Source organism: Caenimonas sp. SL110 (genome assembly GCF_001044395.1).
GTDB lineage: Bacteria > Pseudomonadota > Gammaproteobacteria > Burkholderiales > Burkholderiaceae_C > Ramlibacter.
Map to the genome: position 1 here is coordinate 24,182 of NZ_JANU01000005.1, position 17,674 is coordinate 41,855.

The following is a 17,674-nucleotide window of genomic DNA, read 5'->3' on the forward strand; positions in this document are numbered from 1 at the left end:
ACCTAGCGCAAGCCACCGACATAGCGCGGCTCTGCGGGATTGCGCGGGCGCGGCTTGCCGTCTTCAAGGATGGACTCGGCAAAGCCTGTCGATTCGCCGAAGGGGACCGAGTGGGCGAATCCGCTGGGCGCGACAACCGGAACCACCGGCGCTGCCGGCGCTATCGGCGCCTGCACGGCCGCAGGCGGCTGCGGCGCGGCCTGGAATGCGGCGTTGCGCTCCTTCAACATCTGTATCGCCGTCTGCGCGAGCGGCCTGTGGGCCACAGGCGTCGGTTCGAGCGCTACCCGCTCCAGCTTGTCGGCCCATTCGGCCAGGTCGGCATGGCCGTCCTCCTGTGCCTTTGCGCGCGCGAATCGCACGATCTCCATCGCGTACTCGGCGTTCGAAGCCATCCACTCGGTATCCGTGACGCGACCCGTTTTTCGTCGCAGCAAGACATGCACGTGTGCGGCTACGGCGATCTTCTGGCTGGCCAGCATGATGAACCTCCTTGTACTTCAAACGGTGCGAAGGCTTTGGCGGGCATCAGTTGGCCAGCCGCTCCCGGTGCTGCCCGATATCCAGGCCCGACAGTTCGGTCTGCTCGTCCACCCGCAGTCCCACGATCAGCTTGGTGACCACGAGTAGGATGGCTGTGACCAACATGCTGTAGGCAGCCACTGCGCCGACGCTGATCAGCTGGGTCATGAAGCTTCCTTCCACACCCGAGATCGACTTGCTCGCGAGCAGTCCGGTCATCAGGGAGCCGACAATGCCGCCGATTCCATGCACGCCGAACACGTCAAGCGAGTCATCGGCGCGCAGCATGCGCTTGAGCGCGGTAGCGCCCCAATAGCAGGCCAGACCCGCGACTGCGCCGATCAGCAGGGCGGATTTGGGTGTCACGAAGCCGGCCGCCGGGGTGATCGCCACAAGGCCCGCCACAAGGCCTGAGCACAGCCCCAACAGCGACGGACGTCCGCGCACGACCCATTCGCCAAGCATCCAGGCCATCGCGCCCGCCGCGGCGGCAATATGCGTGACCAGCACGGCCAGGCCCGCACGCCCATCGGAGGCCACCGCCGAGCCTGCGTTGAAGCCGAACCAGCCGACCCACAGCAGGCCGGCGCCGGCCATGGTCAGTCCGAGGTTGAAAGGCTCGAATGCCTCGCGACCATAGCCGCGCCGGGGGCCCAGGAAATACGCACAGACGAGACCGGTCACGCCCGCATTGATGTGCACGACGGACCCGCCCGCGAAATCGAGCGCTCCAAGCTGTGCCAGCCAGCCGCCCGGCTCCCACACCCAGTGGGCGATGGGCGCGTAAACCAGCAGCGACCACATGGCGATGAACAGGAGCATCGCGGAGAACTTCATGCGTTCGACGAAGGCACCGACGATCAGCGCGGCCGTGATGATCGCGAACGTCAGCTGGAACATGGCGTACACCGACTCGGGGATGTTCGGCGCGATGTGACTGACCATCACCTTGCCCGACTCCTTGAAGTAATCCATGCCTTCGAACCACATCCGGCTGCCATTGCCGATCAAATTGCTGCCGGGCGTAAAGGCCCACGAGTAGCCAACCGCAAACCACAGCAGTGACACGAGCCCGGTGATGGCAACGACGCAGGCCATCGTGTTGATCACGCTCTTCTTGCGCACCATCCCGGCATAGAACAGCGCGATGCCGGGCAGCGTCATCAACAGCACCAGGGCGGTCGACGTCATCATCCAGGCGGTGTCAGCACCATTGATCGTGTCCACGCCGACAAGGCTGGGCTTGGTCAGGGGAGCCGCTGGTGGCGGGGCGGGCGGGGCTGCCGGGACCGCCGCAGGCACCGGTGTGATCTGCAGGACCGGAGCGGCGATGACAGGGGTCGTTTCGGGTGCAGCAGCGGCTGCATTCGTCGCTGGGGCCGCCACAGGCGTTTGAGAGGTCGCCGGAACAGGCTGTTGCGCGATCCCGATGCCATGGCATGCAAGCCAGATTCCAGCCGCGAGCGCGGCGTGTGATGCGACCCTGAACATTGATACACCTTTTGTTTTGTTGCCCAACAGCGGGGCAGTCGCATAAGTCGTGCCAGCGGAAATTCAAACTTCTGCGCATCCACGACCACCCCGCCGCAGAAGGAACGCCCAACGCGGGAAAGTCCCGATGCACTGATGGGGTGCAAAAGATAGATTGCATGCACTCGCGACCGGGCCCAGTGTCCGCGAAGGGCGAGGGACCGAGGAGACAAGCAGAACACGACAAGATTCATTCAGGCATCCGACGAGATGCCCTTCGCAAGGCGCCGCTGGACGGCGCCTTTTTTATGGGGCGCAGCCGATAATCCTGCGATGGATGACATCGTCAGGCAGGCCATCGCCAAGTGGCCCAACGTTCCTCATTGCTATGGCTGGCTGGGCCTGGACGCCCGGGGCAACTGGTACATGCGCGACGATCGCGTGCAGCAGGCCGGACCGTTCGCCCAACACAAGGGCTCGCTGCTCAAACACGAGAAGCTGATCGACTTCATCCAGCGCAACTACGAGGCCGATGCAACGGGGCAATGGTTCTTCCAGAACGGCCCCCAGCGGGTCTATGTCGAACTTGAAGTCGCCCCCTTCGTCTGGCGCGTCGACCCTGATTTCGCAGTGCATGCCCATACCGGACAGCAAGCCCAGTTTCGGGCCGCGTTCGTCGATGAGCCCGGCCGACTCTATTTACAGACCGACGTGGGCTTTGGCGTGGTGCACACACAGGACATGGGGCTTGCTGCAGATGCCATCGAGCAGGGGCTGTGGGTACCGCAGGACATCCACTCAGCCGCATTGCAGGAACAGTTCGGATTCGTCCTGAGTCCAGCCGCCTTGAACGCCAGCCGGCCATGAAAAAAGCCGGTCGATGGACCGGCTTTGATGCCTGGAGTTCGTTGCCCTACTTCGCGGCGTTGACCATGTACTCGACCGCTGCCTTGATATCAGCCTCGGAGGCGCTGGCTGCCAGGCCCTTGGGCGGCATGGCACCCTTGCCGTTGATGACGCTCTTGACCAGAGCTGGAATGCCGGTCGCGATGCGAGGCGCCCACGCAGCCTTGTCGCCAAATTTCGGCGCGGTAGGTATCGCACCCGAGTGGCAGGTGACACAGGCTTGCTTGTAGAGCGCTTCGCCAGCGGGACCTGCGGCGGCAACCTGAGTTGCCGGTGCGGGAGCCGGCGTTGCGGCTGCTGCCGGAGCTGCGGCGATGGCTGCCGGCGCTGCGGCAGGGGCCGCTGCTGATGCTGCAGCGGTGGTGGCTGCCGCAGGGCGCTGCGGCTCGGCGAAGGTGGCCCCAGCCGAATTGGCCATGTACGCCGCAGCTCGCGCAATTTCGATGTCGTCGAAGTCACCACCTGATTGCGCTGGCATGGTGTTCTTGCCCTTCAAGGCAGACTGCACGAGCGCCTCGAAACCGGTCTTGATGCGAGCGGCCCAGGCGGCAGTGTCGCCCAGGTGGGGCGCGCCGGGGATTCCCGGTGTGCCGTGGCAGGTCGCGCACTGGGCCTTGAAAACTTCCTCGCCGCTCTTGAGGGCGCGGTTGGCATCGCGGATCTCTACCGAGCCAACCTTGCTGATGCGCGCTGCCACGCCTTTGTCGAGGTCCTGGGTGGAGACGCCGCCGAGCACATGGCTCTCGCCCTGCTTGTTGCCGGAAGGCTTGTTGTCCGACACCACGTAGTTCACGAATCCGATGATCGCGAATACCGGGATCACGAATGAAAAGAACACCGCGAGCAGCAACTGTTGAGGGGTCTTGATCGGGCCGGTGTGGGCTTCTTCCTGGGTGCTATCGCTCATGGCGTCCTCAAAATTGGCGGGGCGTTGAAATCAACCTTTGATTATAGCTAGGCGCTCGTTCCGTCCTTTATCAGTACCGCCACAAGATTGCAGCCCGCGCCAATCAGGGATAATGCGCCCTCGCATGCAATTGCAATGCGGCTGTAGCTCAGTGGATAGAGTATTGGCCTCCGAAGCCAAGGGTCGTGGGTTCGATCCCCGCCAGCCGCACCAGACAATCCTAGGGCCTTGATCCTCAAGGACTCTCGCGCCTCACCGCTCGCTGCTGCGACATCGCCTCAGTACAAAAGGCGTTGAGATGACGAATCATCTTTCTCGTCGCGGTGGCATTTGGTGGGCACGCTTGGTCGTACCTGCACGGCTACGCAAGGCCCTTGGCCAGCGCGAAGTTACCAAGTCCACAAGAACACACGAGCTGCACGTGGCGAAGCTCGTGGCAGCGGTCATGATCGCCAACGGGCGAAAGCCGTTATTGACGTCGCAGTCTCGCCTCATGAGTTCCGACGTCCTGAAGTTGTTGGGCCCAGCACCCACCGTCAGTATCGGCGGCACGAAACCCATCGACGACGTGACCCTGTACCGGATTTGGGATCGTGCAGGTACAGAGAAATTCGGCATGATGAAAGCCCCGCAGGGGCAGGCGCTTGTCGTGAAGAAGAGCAAGCTCACCGACAAGCAAATCGCGTTTGCGCTCAAGCAGATCGTGGCCGATCTGCGCCTGGACAAGGCGATGCTGCAGGCGGTAGTCGCAAAAAAGCTCTGAGGCCCTCGCAGCGGCGCGAGTTGGTGCCGGAGTTGATGCGGCATTTCGGATGCAGTCAGCGCATAGCGCTGCGCATCGTGAGGATGTCGTCATCGACGTATCTGTATGTCTCCCAGCGCAAGGATGAGAGCATCCTGAAGTCGCGAATCAAGGAGATCACCGACACGCGAGTGCACTACGGCTATCGCCGGGTGCATGTGATGCTGCGCCGCGAGGGCCACATGGACAACGTCAAGCGGGTGTATCGCCTTTACCGGGAGGAAGGCCTGTCGTTGCGTTTGAAGCGCCCCCGGCGCAACAAGGCAGCGCAGCTGCGCCAACCCAAACAACTGGCTCACGCCATCAATGAAATCTGGAGCATGGATTTCGTCGCCGACAACCTGTTTGATGGTCGCAAACTTCGGATGCTGACGGTGGTGGATCTATACACCCGCGAATGTCTGGCCATCGACGTGGGCCAAAGCTTGAAAGGGGAAGATGTCGTGAGAGTTCTGAACAACACTGCTGAACGACGCGGCCTGCCGCAGACTATCAAGACGGAAAACGGCAGCGAGTTCATATCCAAAGTGATGGACAAGTGGGCCCATGAGCGTGGTGTCGAACTTGACTTCAGCCGGCCGGGCAAGCCAACGGACAACGCCAACGTAGAGAGCTTCAACGGTCGGCTGCGCCAGGAGTGTTTGAACGCGACCTGGTTCATGTCGTTGGACGACGCCAAAGGCAAGATCGGTGCGTGGCGCGAGTACTACAACGAGAGTCGTCCCCACAGTGCGCCAGACTGGATCACACCCGCCGAATTCGCCCGCCGTTGCAGGCAGCTGCCTGCAACGGCGATGTCAGAGACGCCGGAAATCTCTACTTCCGAGCGGTACTAGATTGGGTGCAGGCTTCGCCAGACGGCCAACAACGACACATTCACCGACCTGAACGAGCGTGTCTATGAACGCACACGAGTGACGATGAGGCGCGTGGCACTGCTGCCAGGACGCTCAGAAACAGGAATCACCCAATACCGCGCTGTTCTCGCGGCAATCGTCAGGGGCGACGCTGACGAAGCGGAACTCAAGATCAGAGAGCTGAATCGAAGTGCCCGCGAATATATGTTGCGATACAAGAACTTTGTTCTTTGAAAGCTCAGCGAACACGAAGCGGGTCTTCATGGTCCCAACAAGAATGCCGACTTCACGATTTCTATTGGTTCACGACTGAACCGCTGAGCGGGATTGGAAAGATGTAGCCAAGTGAAGCACAAACAACGCAAAAAAATGCCCACCATATGGTGGGCATTGAATTTGGTTGCGCGAGCAAGATTTGAACTTGCGACCTTTGGGTTATGAGCCCAACGAGCTACCAGGCTGCTCCATCGCGCGCTTGAATTATAACCTGCCTGCGCTGCTTATTCCGCAGTAGGGGCATCAGCATCGTCGATAGATACAGGACGATCGACGAGCTCAACGAAAGCCATCGGCGCGTTGTCGCCAACACGGTAGCCATTCTTCAGAATGCGCGTGTAACCACCCGGACGGGCGTTGTAACGTGGACCGAGTTCGTTGAAAAGCTTGGTAACGATATCGCGGTCGCGCAGGCGGTCGAAAGCGAGACGCCGATTGGCGAGCGTCGGTTCCTTGGCAAGCGTGATCATGGGCTCAACAACACGGCGCAATTCCTTGGCCTTGGGAACAGTAGTCCTGATGACTTCGTGCTGAAGCAGCGAAACCATCATGTTGCGCAGCATCGCGAGGCGGTGCGAAGTGGTGCGATTGAGTTTACGAAGGCCGTGGCCGTGACGCATGGTGTATTCCTTTCCTTATCTAAAACGCAGCCGTATCAGGTACTGCGAGTTCACCAATGATTAATTAACGCTTGTCGAGGCCGGCTGGAGGCCAGCTCTCGAGCTTCATGCCTAGCGTGAGGCCACGCGAGGCAAGAACTTCCTTGATTTCGTTGAGCGACTTGCGACCCAGATTAGGAGTCTTGAGCAATTCGTTCTCGGTACGCTGAATCAGGTCACCGATGTAGTAAATGTTCTCGGCCTTCAAGCAGTTTGCCGAACGAACCGTCAACTCGAGTTCATCCACTGGACGAAGCAAGATCGGGTCGAACTGCTGCGAGCTGCGCTGAACCGGCGCATCAAAGGCGGCGAGCTCACTGCCCTCAAGCTGCGCGAATACCGCGAGTTGTTCAACGAGGATCTTGGCTGAGGCACGAACCGCGTCTTCAGCGGTGATGGCACCGTTCGTCTCGATCTCAAGCACCAGCTTGTCGAGGTCCGTACGCTGCTCCACGCGCGCGCTTTCAACGATATAGCTCACGCGCTTGACGGGCGAGAACGAGGCGTCGAGAACAATGCGGCCGATCGACTTGGTCGGCTCGTCGGCGTAACGCCGCATCGTGCCAGGCACATAACCGCGGCCCTTTTCGACCTTGATCTGCATGTCGATCTTGCCGCCCTGGGACAAATGCGCGATTACATGGTCAGGATTGATGATCTCAACGTCGTGGGGCGTCTGAATATCAGCTGCGGTTACAACGCCTTCACCATCTTTGCGCAGGCTCAGGGTCACTTCATCGCGGTTGTGGAGCTTGAACACCACACCCTTGAGGTTCAGAAGGATGCTGACAACGTCTTCCTGGACGCCATCAATCGACGAGTACTCGTGCAGCACGCCGGCGATAGTCACTTCAGTCGCCGAGTACCCGACCATCGACGACAGAAGGACCCGACGCAGGGCGTTGCCCAGCGTATGGCCGTAGCCACGCTCGAACGGCTCCAGGGTTACCTTGGCTCGGTTCGTGCCAAGCTGTTCGACATTGATAGCTTTGGGTTTCAGCAGGTTGTGTTGCATTCAGGACTTCCTCTCAATACCCCCGGCTCGTTACACCGGTAAGGCTGGTGAAGCGCCCAAACCGCGATGCCTCGCGGCCGGGAACAAAAAACATGAATCCGGGTTCGCGCACGACGCGCGAATCCCGGATGGGGCTGCTTAACGTGAGTACAACTCGACGATCAGCGCTTCCTTGACATCGGCAGCGAACTCGTCGCGGTCCGGCACCTTCTTGAAGACGCCTTCTGCTTTGTCGGCATTGACTTCAACCCAGGCCGGGATGCCAACCTGTTGTGCCAGCTGAAGCGCTTCGACGATTCGGTTTTGCTTCTTGGACTTCTCACGGACGGCAATGACATCGCCGGTCTTCACGAGGTACGAAGGAATATTCACCGGAGAACCATTAACGGTGATCGCCTTGTGCGAGACCAGCTGGCGGGCTTCAGCGCGCGTGGAACCAAATCCCATGCGATAGACGACGTTGTCCAGACGGGACTCGAGAATGAACAGCAGGTTCGCGCCGGTGTTGCCCTTGCGACGATCAGCTTCTTCAAAGTAACGACGGAACTGGCGCTCCAGGATGCCGTACATGCGCTTGACCTTCTGCTTTTCGCGCAGCTGAAGACCGAAGTCGGAGGTGCGCTGACCCGAGGTGCGACCATGCTGGCCCGGCTTGGAATCGAATTTGGCCTTGTCCGCCAGCGAACGACGTGCGCTCTTGAGGAACAGGTCCGTGCCTTCACGGCGTGAGAGTTTGGCCTTGGGGCCGAGGTAACGTGCCACTTTGTTTCCTTTTCAGTCTCTGCCGCAGCCGTACAACAAAGTGTCACTGCGGGAGCCGGCCCTGCATGCAGGACCGGCGGTGGGCTTGGTTGAAAAAATGATCTCGACTACGTATCGAATCGCCAGAGCGATCAGATGCGACGCCGCTTCTGCGGACGGCAGCCATTGTGCGGAACCGGAGTCACATCAGCGATCGAGGTGATGCGGATTCCCAGTGCGCCTAACGCACGAACCGACGATTCGCGACCGGGGCCAGGGCCTTTGATCTTGACGTCGAGGTTCTTGATTCCCTGTTCGATGGCGGCGCGGCCAGCGACTTCCGAAGCGACCTGAGCGGCAAAGGGGGTCGACTTGCGGGAGCCCTTGAAACCCTGGCCACCCGAAGACGCCCAACTCAGGGCGTTCCCCTGGCGGTCGGTGATCGTGATGATCGTGTTATTGAAAGACGCGTGAACGTGGCAGACGCCGTCGGACACGTTCTTGCGAACCTTCTTGCGCACGCGTTGCGCGGCATTATTGGCGGGAGCTTTTGCCATGACTTTTCTCTTTCCCGATTATTTCTTGAGGGCCTGAGCGGCCTTGCGCGGACCCTTGCGAGTGCGAGCGTTGGTGCGCGTACGCTGACCGCGCATCGGCAAACCACGACGGTGACGGAAACCACGGTAGCAGCCGATGTCCATCAAACGCTTGATGTTCATCGTCGTTTCGCGGCGCAGGTCGCCTTCGATCGTGAACTGGCCGATGGCGTCGCGGAGTTTTTCCAGGTCGCCGTCGGTCAGGTCTTTGACCTTCTTGGAGTACGGAATGCCAGTCGCTTCGCAAATCTTGCGTGCGCGCGTGCGGCCAATGCCGAAAATTGCCGTCAAGCCGATTTCGGCGTGCTGATGCGGCGGAATGTTGATGCCAGCGATACGTGCCATGTTAATCCTCTGAAACTCTTGCTAATCAGCCCTGGCGCTGCTTGTGACGCGGATCCGTACAGATCACGCGAACAACGCCCTTGCGGCGGATGATCTTGCAGTTGCGGCAAATTTTCTTGACCGAAGCCGAGACTCTCATTTGTCTTTCTCCTAAACCATTTAGCTAACTAGAGGTACCCGAGCATCCGCTTGCGCTTGCTGGTCCGGCCCCTGGCAATCACTTTGCCCGAAACACAATCTTTGCCCGCGACAAGTCGCAGGGCGTCAATTCAAGAGTGACATCGTCACCCGCCAAGACGCGGATCTAATGAATCCGCAGCTTTCCCGATATACGTCGGCGCGCCCAAGGTTCGTTTTCAAACTCAGCGCTGAACGTCGCCTGCGGCAGATCTTCAACAACCTGAACATGCACCTGGATGAAATCGTCTTTCACCACGCCAACTAACCATTGAGCGACGTCTTGAAATTAGCTTTCTTCAGCAGCGATTCGTATTGCTGCGACATCAGATAGTTTTGAACCTGCGCCATGAAATCCATGGTCACCACCACAATGATCAGAAGCGAAGTGCCTCCAAAATAAAATGGCACGTTGTATTTGAGAATCAGGAACTCTGGCAGCAGGCAGACGAAAGTGATGTACACCGCGCCGGCCAATGTCAGACGAACCAGGATTTTGTCGATATAGCGGGCCGTCTGCTCGCCCGGTCGAATCCCGGGTATGAACGCGCCACTCTTCTTCAGGTTATCTGCAGTCTCACGGCTGTTGAACACCAGCGCTGTGTAGAAGAAGCAGAAGAATACGATGGCACTGGCGTACAGCATCACATAGATCGGTTGGCCAGGAGTCAGCGTAGCTGCAATGTCCTTGATCCAGCGCATGCCATCACCCGTCGAGAACCAGCTAACTACGGTCGCCGGCAGCAGGATAATCGATGAAGCGAAGATCGGCGGAATCACGCCGGCCATGTTCAGCTTCAACGGCAGGTGCGACGATTGACCGCCATAAACCTTGTTGCCTACTTGTCGGCGCGCATAGTTCACCAGAATCTTGCGTTGACCGCGCTCAACAAACACCACGAAATAGGTGATGAGCGCCACAAGCACCACGATAAATATGGCAACAAGAATGCTCATTGCGCCTGTGCGTACCAATTCCAGCAATCCGCCGATGGCGCTTGGCAGACCCGCCGCAATTCCCGCGAAGATCAAAATGGAGATGCCATTGCCAAGTCCACGCTCGGTGATCTGCTCGCCCAGCCACATGAGGAACATCGTACCTGCCGTCAGACTGACCACTGCAGTCATCCGGAATCCAAGGCCAGGGCTCATGACCAATCCAGCCGAACCTTCCAGCGCAAGCGCAATACCCAGAGACTGGAAAATAGCAAGACCGAGCGTGCCATAGCGCGTGTACTGCGTAATCTTGCGGCGACCAGCTTCTCCCTCTTTCTTCATCTGCTCAAATGTCGGCACGACGTAGGTGAGCAACTGCATGATGATCGAAGCCGAGATGTAAGGCATGATGCCCAACGCAAACACGGTGAAACGCGAGAGCGCGCCGCCCGAGAACATGTTGAACATGGCAAGGATGCCGCCCTGCTGACCCTTGAATAGCTGCGCAAGCTGATCGGGATTAATTCCAGGAACAGGAATATGCGCGCCGATCCGATAAACGACGAGCGCGAGCAGCAGGAATACCAGCCGGCGACGCAGGTCGCCGAATTTGCCGGTCTTCGCAATTTGTGCGCTAGTTGCCACCCGTCGTATCCTTTGCTTGTATCAAATCAGGCGACGCTGCCACCGGCGGCTTCGATTGCCGCCTTAGCACCAACGGTTGCCAGAATGCCAGTCACCTTGATGGCGATCTTGAGCTCACCGGCCTTGATGACCTTGACGTTCTTGATCATTTCGCCGACGAGTCCAGCTTGCTTCAGTGCCAGCAGGTCCACTTCAGCGGCACCCAGGCGTTCAAGAGCAGCAAGGCTGATCTCAGCGTTGTACTTGGCTGTTTGCGACTTAAAGCCACGCTTCGGGAGGCGACGCTGCAAAGGCATCTGACCGCCTTCAAAACCCACCTTGTGGTAGCCGCCAGCTCGGGACTTCTGACCTTTGTGACCGCGACCGGCGGTCTTGCCCAGGCCCGAACCGATACCGCGACCGACACGTCGCTTGTAATGTTTTGCGCCTTCTGCAGGCTTGATGTCGTTCAGTTCCATGATCGTCCTCAGAGTACCTGGACCAAATAGTCGATCTTGTTGATCATGCCGCGGGTTGCGGGCGTGTCTTCAATCTCGCTGACGCTATTGAGTTTGCGCAGACCCAGACCGCGCACAGTAGCGCGGTGGTCGGCCTTCGTTCCGATCGGGCTGCGAACCAGCTTGACCTTCACGGTTTTCTTTTCGGTTGCCATATTTGCGTCCTTCAGGCCGTGAAGAGGTCTTCGACCGACTTGCCGCGCTTGGCCGCCACGGCCGAAGGCGTCGTGGACTTGCGAAGAGCGTCAAACGTGGCACGGACCATGTTGTACGGATTCGTCGAACCGTGGCTCTTGGCCACGATGTCGGTAATACCCATGACTTCGAACACAGCGCGCATTGGGCCGCCAGCAATGATGCCCGTACCGCGGGGGGCAGGCGACATCATGATGCGGGCAGCGCCATGCTGACCGTAAACGGTGTGATGGATAGTGCCATTCTTGAGATTGACCTTGGTCATGTTGCGACGGGACTCTTCCATCGCCTTTTGAACCGCGGCAGGTACTTCCTTGGACTTGCCTTTGCCCATACCGACTTTTCCATCGCCGTCGCCCACCACAGTGAGTGCGGCGAAACCGAGAATTCGGCCACCCTTCACCACTTTGGTCACGCGGTTGACCGCAATCATCTTTTCGCGCATCCCGTCTTCGGGACCGTCACCTTGGGGTTTTGCCTGAACTCTTGCCATGATCTGTTTCCGGTTCGTTAGAACTGCAGGCCGGCTTCACGCGCGGCTTCAGCCAGCGCCTTGACGCGGCCGTGGTACGCAAAACCTGCGCGGTCGAATGCAACCTTCTCGACGCCGGCGGCTTTCGCCTTCTCGGCGATCAGCTTGCCAACCTGTTGGGCGGCAGTGGTATTTCCACCCTTGCCGGAACCACCCAATGACTTGCGAAGATCTGCCTGGGCCGTCGAAGCCGTAGCAATCACCTTGCTGCCGTCGTCGGATATCACGGTCGCGTAGATGTGGAGATTTGTGCGATTCACGGTCAGCCGCGCTACGCCTTGCGTTGCAATGCGGATGCGAGTCTGGCGCGAGCGACGCAGTCGCTGTTCTTTCTTGGTCAACATGGTGCTGCCCCTTACTTCTTCTTGGTCTCTTTGATCGTGATCTTCTCGTCCGCGTAGCGGATTCCCTTGCCCTTGTAGGGCTCGGGCGGACGAACAGCACGGATCTCGGCGGCGATCTGACCAACTCGTTGGCGATCAGCACCCTTGATGACGATTTCAGTCGGCGTCGCGGTCGCCACGGAAATACCAGCCGGCATTTCAATATTGACCGGGTGCGAGTAGCCAACCGTGAGGTTGAGCTTGTTGCCCTGCGCGGCAGCCTTGTAGCCAACGCCAACGAGGCTCAACTTCTTTTCGAAGCCTTTGGTCACGCCGACCACCATGTTGTTGACCAACTGGCGCATGGTGCCGCTCATCGCATTTGCTTCCCGCGATTCATTGGCGGGAACGAAACTGAGCTTACCGTCTTTACTGGTCACAGTGACCAGCGCGTTTTGAGTCAGCAAGAGCGTGCCGCCGGCACCCTTCACACTGATCTGATCATCCTTGATTGCCACGTCCACGCCATTCGGCACGTCAACGGGCATTTTTCCAACTCGGGACATTTTTTCTTCCTTCCCTTATGCGACGTAGCAAAGCACTTCGCCACCGACACCGGTAGCGCGCGCCTTGCGGTCCGTCATCACGCCCTGAGGCGTGGTGACGATGGCAACGCCCAGTCCGTTCTGGACCTGGGGAATAGCGTCGCGGCCTTTGTACACACGCAGGCCAGGACGGCTCACGCGCTCGATGCGCTCGATCACCGGACGGCCGGCGTAGTACTTCAGGCTGATTTCAAGCTCGCTCTTGCCGGCGTCGGTAACAACGCGGAAGCCGTCGATGTAACCCTCATCCTTCAAGACTTGGGCAATGGCCACCTTCACTTTGGAAGAGGGCACCGAAACCGTTGGCTTAGCCACCATCTGCGCGTTGCGGATGCGGGTCAACAGGTCGGCGATGGGATCACTCATGCTCATATCAATTGCTCCTGGCCGTTACCAGCTGGCCTTGGTGATACCCGGGATGTCGCCAGCAAAGGCCATCTCGCGAATCTTGGCGCGTGCAAGGCCGAACTGGCGGAAGGTTCCGCGCGGACGACCGGTGATGCCGCAGCGGTTGCGCTGACGGGTGGGGTTTGCGTTGCGCGGGAGCTTTTGCAGCGCCAGACGGGCCGCTGCGCGCTCTTCGTCGCTCTTTTTCGCATCGTTGGAAGTTGCCTTCAGTTCCGCGTGTTTTTTCGCGTACTTGGCCACCAGTTTGTCCCGCTTGAGCTCGCGCTCGATCAAAGCCATTTTTGCCACTGGGAACCTCAGTTCTTGAAGGGGAAACGGAAGCCAGCCAGGAGCGCCTTGCACTCCTCATCATTCTTGGCCGTCGTCGTGATGCTGATATTGAGGCCGCGCAGGGCGTCAACCTTGTCGTACTCGATCTCGGGGAAAATGATCTGCTCTTTCACGCCGATGTTGTAGTTGCCGCGGCCGTCAAATGCGCGACCGGAAATACCACGGAAGTCACGTACACGCGGCAACGCCACGGTGACGAAACGGTCCAGGAATTCATACATGCGAACGCCGCGCAGCGTGACCATCGTACCGATGGCCTGGCCTTCGCGGATCTTGAATCCAGCGATGGCTTTCTTGGCCTTGGTGACGACGGGCTTCTGACCGGCAATCTTCGTCAGGTCGCCTACGGCGTTATCCATGACCTTCTTGTCGGCAACCGCTTCGGACACACCCATGTTCAGGGTGATTTTTGTCAGACGCGGGACCTGCATCGGCGACTTGTAGCCGAATTTGGTCATCAGTTCCGGCGCGACCTTGTCGCGGTAATGCTGCTGCAGTCGCGCCACGGCGCCCTGCTGTTTTGCTTGTTGCTGAGCCATGGTCATGCCACCTTGATTTCTTCGCCACTGGACTTGAAGACACGAACGCGCTTGTCGCCGTCAGTCTTGATGCCCACGCGATCGGCCTTGCCGGTAGCGGCGTTAAAAATCGCCACATTGGACTGGTGAATAGGCATCGATTTTTCGACGATGCCGCCAGTCTCACCCTTCATAGGGTTTGGCTTGGCGTGCTTCTTGACGATGTTGATGCCTTCGACGATCAGATGAGCATCGTCCTTGCGAAGCGTAACCTTGCCTCGCTTGCCTTTGTCACGGCCCGCGAGCACGATGACCTCGTCGCCTTTGCGAATCTTGTTCATGAACGCGTCCTCTTCAAAGAACTTCAGGAGCCAGGGACACGATCTTCATGAACTTCTCGGTACGCAGTTCACGCGTCACGGGTCCGAAGATGCGAGTGCCAATTGGCTCCAGCTTGTTGTTGAGCAGCACGGCGGCGTTGCCGTCGAACTTGACCAGCGAACCGTCGGAGCGGCGGATGCCCTTGGCAGTGCGAACTACCACGGCGCTGTAGACCTCGCCTTTTTTGACGCGGCCACGCGGCGCTGCTTCCTTGATGCTGACCTTGATGATGTCGCCCACACTGGCGTAGCGACGCTTGGAACCACCGAGCACCTTGATGCAAAGAACGGACTTCGCACCGGTGTTGTCGGCAACTTCGAGCCGGGATTCTGTCTGGATCATTTCAAATATTCCCAACTTGTACTTAGAGCCTGCCGCCGAATGGGCCGCAGATCTCTAGGTCAGTCTTGGGCCCGTCGTCCTCGCTGTGAACCACTCGCAGCGATTTCGCATGGGCTAGATATGCGCTCCAAAGCGCAGCCCTCGATTATGGCAGTCTCGCAAGACCCTGTCAAACGGACTTTTGCGAAAGCGCCTTCAAGCCGGCATCGTCAAATAGAGGCGGGTCAAGTCGATGAAGGCATCAAGTTGTGGATCACCGCCTGTTTCGTCTTTCAGAACCTCCGCTACACGGCCTGAAAGTTGGGCAGCCATTTTCGCATCCAGAAAGAGAATCCGGCTCCGGCGAGCGAGTACGTCCTCGACGGTTCGGGCGAACTCCTTACGCGCGGCAAATCTGACCATGCCTTCGGTCAATCCGCCTCCGAGTACTCGCGTGGCCCCCTCAAACGCTGCCAATTCGGCAGACTCAGTACCATACGAGTGCAACCCCTGCGGCTCGCTCAACGATGGGACCCGATCCGGCAATCCGTCGGCCCCGACAAGCCTCAAGTGAACAGTCACTCCCGCACTAGCCCTTTCCAACAAACGGCTCTCGAAACAGGTTTCCAAAACGTCTTCTGCCATTGCACGGTAGGTGGTCCACTTGCCACCCGTCACCGTAACCAGGCCGGATCGGCTGGCGACGACCGTATGCTCCCGGCTAAGCGCTTTTGTCTCACCCCCGTCATCGTTTTGCGGCTTCACCAAGGGCCGGAGCCCGACCCACATGCTTCTGATGTCAGAGGGCTGAGGCGCCCGGACAAGGTATCGAGCTGATTCGCCAAGGATGAATTCGAGCTCCTCCCTGAAGGGCCGGGGCTCTCGCGATAGATCCCCCCGTGGCGTATCCGTCGTCCCCAGAATGATCTTGCCCAACCACGGGACTCCAAAGAGAACCCGCCCATCGGCGGTTTTAGGAACCATCAATGCGTGGTTGCCCGGAAGGAATTCGCGGTCGACAACAATGTGCACCCCCTGGCTCGGTGCGACCATCGGCTTGACAGGCCGGTCAAGCGCCTGACCATCCATCTGCCTGAACTGATCGACCCAGACGCCCGCCGCATTCACAATGCAACGTGAGCGGATTTCGAATTCCCTGCCGGTCTCCTGGTCCCGGCAAACAAGGCCGACCACCTTGCCGTTCTCGTGCCGCAGTGCGGTGGCCGCGCAGTAATTGACGACCAATGCGCCCTTGGCCTGCGCCGTCCGCGCCAGCGCAAGGGCCAGCCGCGCATCGTCGAACTGGCCATCCCAGTACTTCACGCCCCCCTTCAGCCCCTGTGGCCGCGCGGTCGGCAGACATGCCAGCGTCTCGCGGCGGCTCAGGAACTCGGTGGGCCCGAGACCAGCCTTTCCCGCGAGCGCGTCGTACATCTTCAATCCGGCACCATAAAACGGCGTCTCCCAGAATCGGTAGGACGGCATGACAAACGCCAGCGGCTGAGCAATATGCGGCGCGTTGTGCAACAACGTCGTTCGCTCATGCAGCGCCTCACGAACCAGGGCGATGTTGCCCTGCGCGAGGTAGCGCACGCCGCCATGGACCAGCTTGGTCGCACGCGAAGAGGTGCCTTTGGCAAAGTCGTGCGATTCGACCAGCACAACGGAAAATCCGCGCGCCGCCGCATCGAGCGCGACACCAAGGCCGGTGGCACCCCCGCCGATAATGGCGATGTCGCAGGCCTTGGTGCGCTCAAGGCGGGAAATCAGGTCCTGTCGGTTCATTCACGACTATTTTGACCGACAGGGGCTGCCAGCCGGCGCAGGTTCCGGGATACCCGCCAAGATAGACTGCAGCGATGAACCAGAACGCAAACGCCCCAGCACGGGACAGCAACCAGGATCGCATCGCTTTCATTGGCGGGGGCAACATGGCCGGCGCCATCATCGGGGGCCTGATACGCCAGGGTCTTTCTCCATTGCAGGTCGAAGTGGTGGAGCCGTTTGCGCAATCCCGGGAAAAACTCAAGGTTCAGTTCGGCGTGCTGGCAAAGGAGTTCGCTGGACCGGCCCTTGCGCGCGCAAATGTTGTGATCTGGGCCGTCAAGCCGCAGACCTTCAAGGAAGCTGCCGCCCAAGCCGGCGCGTTCACGGGTTCCGCCCTGCATTTGAGCGTAGCGGCCGGCATTCGATCCAGCAGCATCGCCCAATGGCTGGGTACGCAGCGGATCGTGCGCTCGATGCCAAACACCCCGGCGCTCGTTGGCAAGGGGATGACTGCACTTTATGCACGACCCGCAGTGACCGAAGCAGATCGGCGTCGCATTGAGCAGATCATCTCAACCACCGGCGATTCACTCTGGGTGACCGACGAGCAGTATCTGGACGCCGTAACGGCACTTTCAGGTTCCGGCCCCGCGTATGTCTTTTTCTTCATCGAAGCGATGACGAAGGCGGGAATCGAGATGGGCCTGTCGAGCGATCAGGCACGCAAGCTCTCGATTGGTACGTTTGTCGGCGCCTCAGAACTCGCCCGTGCATCCGACGATCCGCCAGAAATCCTTCGCGAACGCGTCACCTCCAGAGGCGGCACAACCCATGCCGCCATCACGTCAATGGAACACGACCAGCTAGCAGCACTGTTCGGCAAGGCACTTCACGCCGCGCGCAAGCGTGCAACCGAACTGGGCGATGAGTTCGGCGCCTGACC

24 protein-coding genes, 2 tRNA genes and 3 pseudogenes are annotated in these 17,674 nt (G+C 59.5%); 6 read left to right on the plus strand and 23 right to left on the minus strand.

The window, feature by feature from the left end:
* Positions 1-2: 2 nt before the first annotated feature.
* Both AQ12_RS23100 and AQ12_RS03365 read right to left on the minus strand, forming a co-directional pair.
* Complete coding sequence (locus AQ12_RS23100; RefSeq protein WP_152682657.1) at positions 3-482, minus strand: hypothetical protein; 480 nt, start codon at positions 480-482, stop codon at positions 3-5.
* Between the two features lie 46 nt (positions 483-528).
* On the minus strand, positions 529-2,013 hold the full coding sequence (locus AQ12_RS03365) for an ammonium transporter (RefSeq protein WP_082151388.1): 1,485 nt from the start codon (positions 2,011-2,013) through the stop codon (positions 529-531).
* Positions 2,014-2,325: 312 nt separating this feature from the next.
* Between AQ12_RS03365 and AQ12_RS03370 the strand changes: the two genes are divergently transcribed.
* Positions 2,326-2,859: a DUF2946 family protein gene (locus AQ12_RS03370; protein WP_048438458.1), complete on the plus strand. Its 534-nt coding sequence runs from the start codon at positions 2,326-2,328 to the stop codon at positions 2,857-2,859.
* 46 nt (positions 2,860-2,905) lie between these two features.
* On the opposite strand, the gene AQ12_RS03375 is transcribed toward AQ12_RS03370, so the two are convergent.
* Positions 2,906-3,805, minus strand: coding sequence for a cytochrome c5 family protein (locus AQ12_RS03375; protein ID WP_048438459.1), 900 nt, complete (start codon positions 3,803-3,805; stop codon positions 2,906-2,908).
* A gap of 137 nt (positions 3,806-3,942) precedes the next feature.
* On the opposite strand from AQ12_RS03375, the gene AQ12_RS03380 reads away from it, so the two are divergent.
* From AQ12_RS03380 to AQ12_RS22380, 4 genes and pseudogenes are all read left to right on the plus strand, one after another.
* Positions 3,943-4,018: transfer RNA gene (locus AQ12_RS03380), tRNA-Arg, on the plus strand.
* An 85-nt stretch (positions 4,019-4,103) separates the two neighbouring features.
* A pseudogene (locus AQ12_RS23490) lies at positions 4,104-4,247 on the plus strand (DUF6538 domain-containing protein); the annotation flags it as partial.
* 249 nt (positions 4,248-4,496) lie between these two features.
* Positions 4,497-5,443 (plus strand): annotated as a pseudogene (locus tag AQ12_RS22630) (IS3 family transposase); the annotation flags it as partial.
* Positions 5,444-5,698 carry an FCD domain-containing protein gene (locus AQ12_RS22380; RefSeq protein WP_082151390.1) on the plus strand — a complete coding sequence of 85 codons (255 nt, stop codon included), beginning with the start codon at positions 5,444-5,446 and terminating at the stop codon, positions 5,696-5,698.
* 163 nt (positions 5,699-5,861) lie between these two features.
* Here AQ12_RS22380 and AQ12_RS03395 read toward each other — a convergent pair.
* The 20 genes and pseudogenes from AQ12_RS03395 to AQ12_RS03480 form a co-directional block, all read right to left on the minus strand.
* Positions 5,862-5,938: transfer RNA gene (locus AQ12_RS03395), tRNA-Met, on the minus strand.
* 26 nt (positions 5,939-5,964) lie between these two features.
* Positions 5,965-6,360: a 50S ribosomal protein L17 gene (rplQ, locus tag AQ12_RS03400; protein ID WP_048438461.1), complete on the minus strand. Its 396-nt coding sequence runs from the start codon at positions 6,358-6,360 to the stop codon at positions 5,965-5,967.
* A gap of 64 nt (positions 6,361-6,424) precedes the next feature.
* On the minus strand, positions 6,425-7,414 hold the full coding sequence (rpoA, locus tag AQ12_RS03405; RefSeq protein WP_048438462.1) for a DNA-directed RNA polymerase subunit alpha: 990 nt from the start codon (positions 7,412-7,414) through the stop codon (positions 6,425-6,427).
* A 138-nt stretch (positions 7,415-7,552) separates the two neighbouring features.
* Positions 7,553-8,176, minus strand: a complete 624-nt coding sequence (rpsD, locus tag AQ12_RS03410; protein WP_048438463.1) for a 30S ribosomal protein S4 — start codon at positions 8,174-8,176, stop codon at positions 7,553-7,555.
* Positions 8,177-8,307: 131 nt separating this feature from the next.
* Positions 8,308-8,712: a 30S ribosomal protein S11 gene (rpsK, locus tag AQ12_RS03415; protein WP_048438464.1), complete on the minus strand. Its 405-nt coding sequence runs from the start codon at positions 8,710-8,712 to the stop codon at positions 8,308-8,310.
* A gap of 18 nt (positions 8,713-8,730) precedes the next feature.
* On the minus strand, positions 8,731-9,096 hold the full coding sequence (rpsM, locus tag AQ12_RS03420) for a 30S ribosomal protein S13 (RefSeq protein ID WP_048438465.1): 366 nt from the start codon (positions 9,094-9,096) through the stop codon (positions 8,731-8,733).
* 25 nt (positions 9,097-9,121) lie between these two features.
* Positions 9,122-9,235 carry a 50S ribosomal protein L36 gene (gene rpmJ / locus AQ12_RS22385; RefSeq protein WP_011481465.1) on the minus strand — a complete coding sequence of 38 codons (114 nt, stop codon included), beginning with the start codon at positions 9,233-9,235 and terminating at the stop codon, positions 9,122-9,124.
* 78 nt (positions 9,236-9,313) lie between these two features.
* Positions 9,314-9,532: pseudogene (infA, locus tag AQ12_RS23290) on the minus strand (translation initiation factor IF-1).
* A 5-nt stretch (positions 9,533-9,537) separates the two neighbouring features.
* Entirely contained in the window at positions 9,538-10,854 is a 1,317-nt protein-coding gene (gene secY, locus AQ12_RS03425) for a preprotein translocase subunit SecY (protein WP_048438466.1), read from the minus strand.
* Between the two features lie 26 nt (positions 10,855-10,880).
* A complete protein-coding gene (rplO, locus tag AQ12_RS03430) occupies positions 10,881-11,312 on the minus strand; it encodes a 50S ribosomal protein L15 (RefSeq protein ID WP_048438467.1) in 432 nt (143 codons plus the stop codon).
* Positions 11,313-11,320: 8 nt separating this feature from the next.
* Positions 11,321-11,506 (minus strand): 50S ribosomal protein L30, encoded by a 186-nt coding sequence (gene rpmD, locus AQ12_RS03435; RefSeq protein ID WP_048438468.1) that lies wholly within the window; start codon positions 11,504-11,506, stop codon positions 11,321-11,323.
* An 11-nt stretch (positions 11,507-11,517) separates the two neighbouring features.
* On the minus strand, positions 11,518-12,039 hold the full coding sequence (gene rpsE / locus AQ12_RS03440) for a 30S ribosomal protein S5 (RefSeq protein ID WP_048438469.1): 522 nt from the start codon (positions 12,037-12,039) through the stop codon (positions 11,518-11,520).
* A 17-nt stretch (positions 12,040-12,056) separates the two neighbouring features.
* Positions 12,057-12,422, minus strand: coding sequence for a 50S ribosomal protein L18 (gene rplR, locus AQ12_RS03445; RefSeq protein WP_048438470.1), 366 nt, complete (start codon positions 12,420-12,422; stop codon positions 12,057-12,059).
* Between the two features lie 11 nt (positions 12,423-12,433).
* Complete coding sequence (gene rplF / locus AQ12_RS03450; RefSeq protein WP_048438471.1) at positions 12,434-12,967, minus strand: 50S ribosomal protein L6; 534 nt, start codon at positions 12,965-12,967, stop codon at positions 12,434-12,436.
* A 15-nt stretch (positions 12,968-12,982) separates the two neighbouring features.
* Positions 12,983-13,378, minus strand: a complete 396-nt coding sequence (rpsH, locus tag AQ12_RS03455; protein ID WP_048438472.1) for a 30S ribosomal protein S8 — start codon at positions 13,376-13,378, stop codon at positions 12,983-12,985.
* Positions 13,379-13,396: 18 nt separating this feature from the next.
* A complete protein-coding gene (gene rpsN, locus AQ12_RS03460; protein WP_048438473.1) occupies positions 13,397-13,702 on the minus strand; it encodes a 30S ribosomal protein S14 in 306 nt (101 codons plus the stop codon).
* A gap of 8 nt (positions 13,703-13,710) precedes the next feature.
* Positions 13,711-14,250 (minus strand): 50S ribosomal protein L5, encoded by a 540-nt coding sequence (rplE, locus tag AQ12_RS03465; RefSeq protein ID WP_048438507.1) that lies wholly within the window; start codon positions 14,248-14,250, stop codon positions 13,711-13,713.
* 35 nt (positions 14,251-14,285) lie between these two features.
* Positions 14,286-14,603, minus strand: a complete 318-nt coding sequence (rplX, locus tag AQ12_RS03470) for a 50S ribosomal protein L24 (RefSeq protein ID WP_048438474.1) — start codon at positions 14,601-14,603, stop codon at positions 14,286-14,288.
* Between the two features lie 13 nt (positions 14,604-14,616).
* Positions 14,617-14,985 carry a 50S ribosomal protein L14 gene (gene rplN / locus AQ12_RS03475; RefSeq protein WP_048438475.1) on the minus strand — a complete coding sequence of 123 codons (369 nt, stop codon included), beginning with the start codon at positions 14,983-14,985 and terminating at the stop codon, positions 14,617-14,619.
* 195 nt (positions 14,986-15,180) lie between these two features.
* Positions 15,181-16,749, minus strand: a complete 1,569-nt coding sequence (locus AQ12_RS03480; RefSeq protein WP_048438476.1) for a glycerol-3-phosphate dehydrogenase/oxidase — start codon at positions 16,747-16,749, stop codon at positions 15,181-15,183.
* A gap of 74 nt (positions 16,750-16,823) precedes the next feature.
* Here AQ12_RS03480 and proC point away from each other — a divergent pair, with 74 nt between their 5' ends.
* Entirely contained in the window at positions 16,824-17,672 is an 849-nt protein-coding gene (proC, locus tag AQ12_RS03485; RefSeq protein WP_048438477.1) for a pyrroline-5-carboxylate reductase, read from the plus strand.
* Positions 17,673-17,674 lie beyond the last annotated feature (2 nt).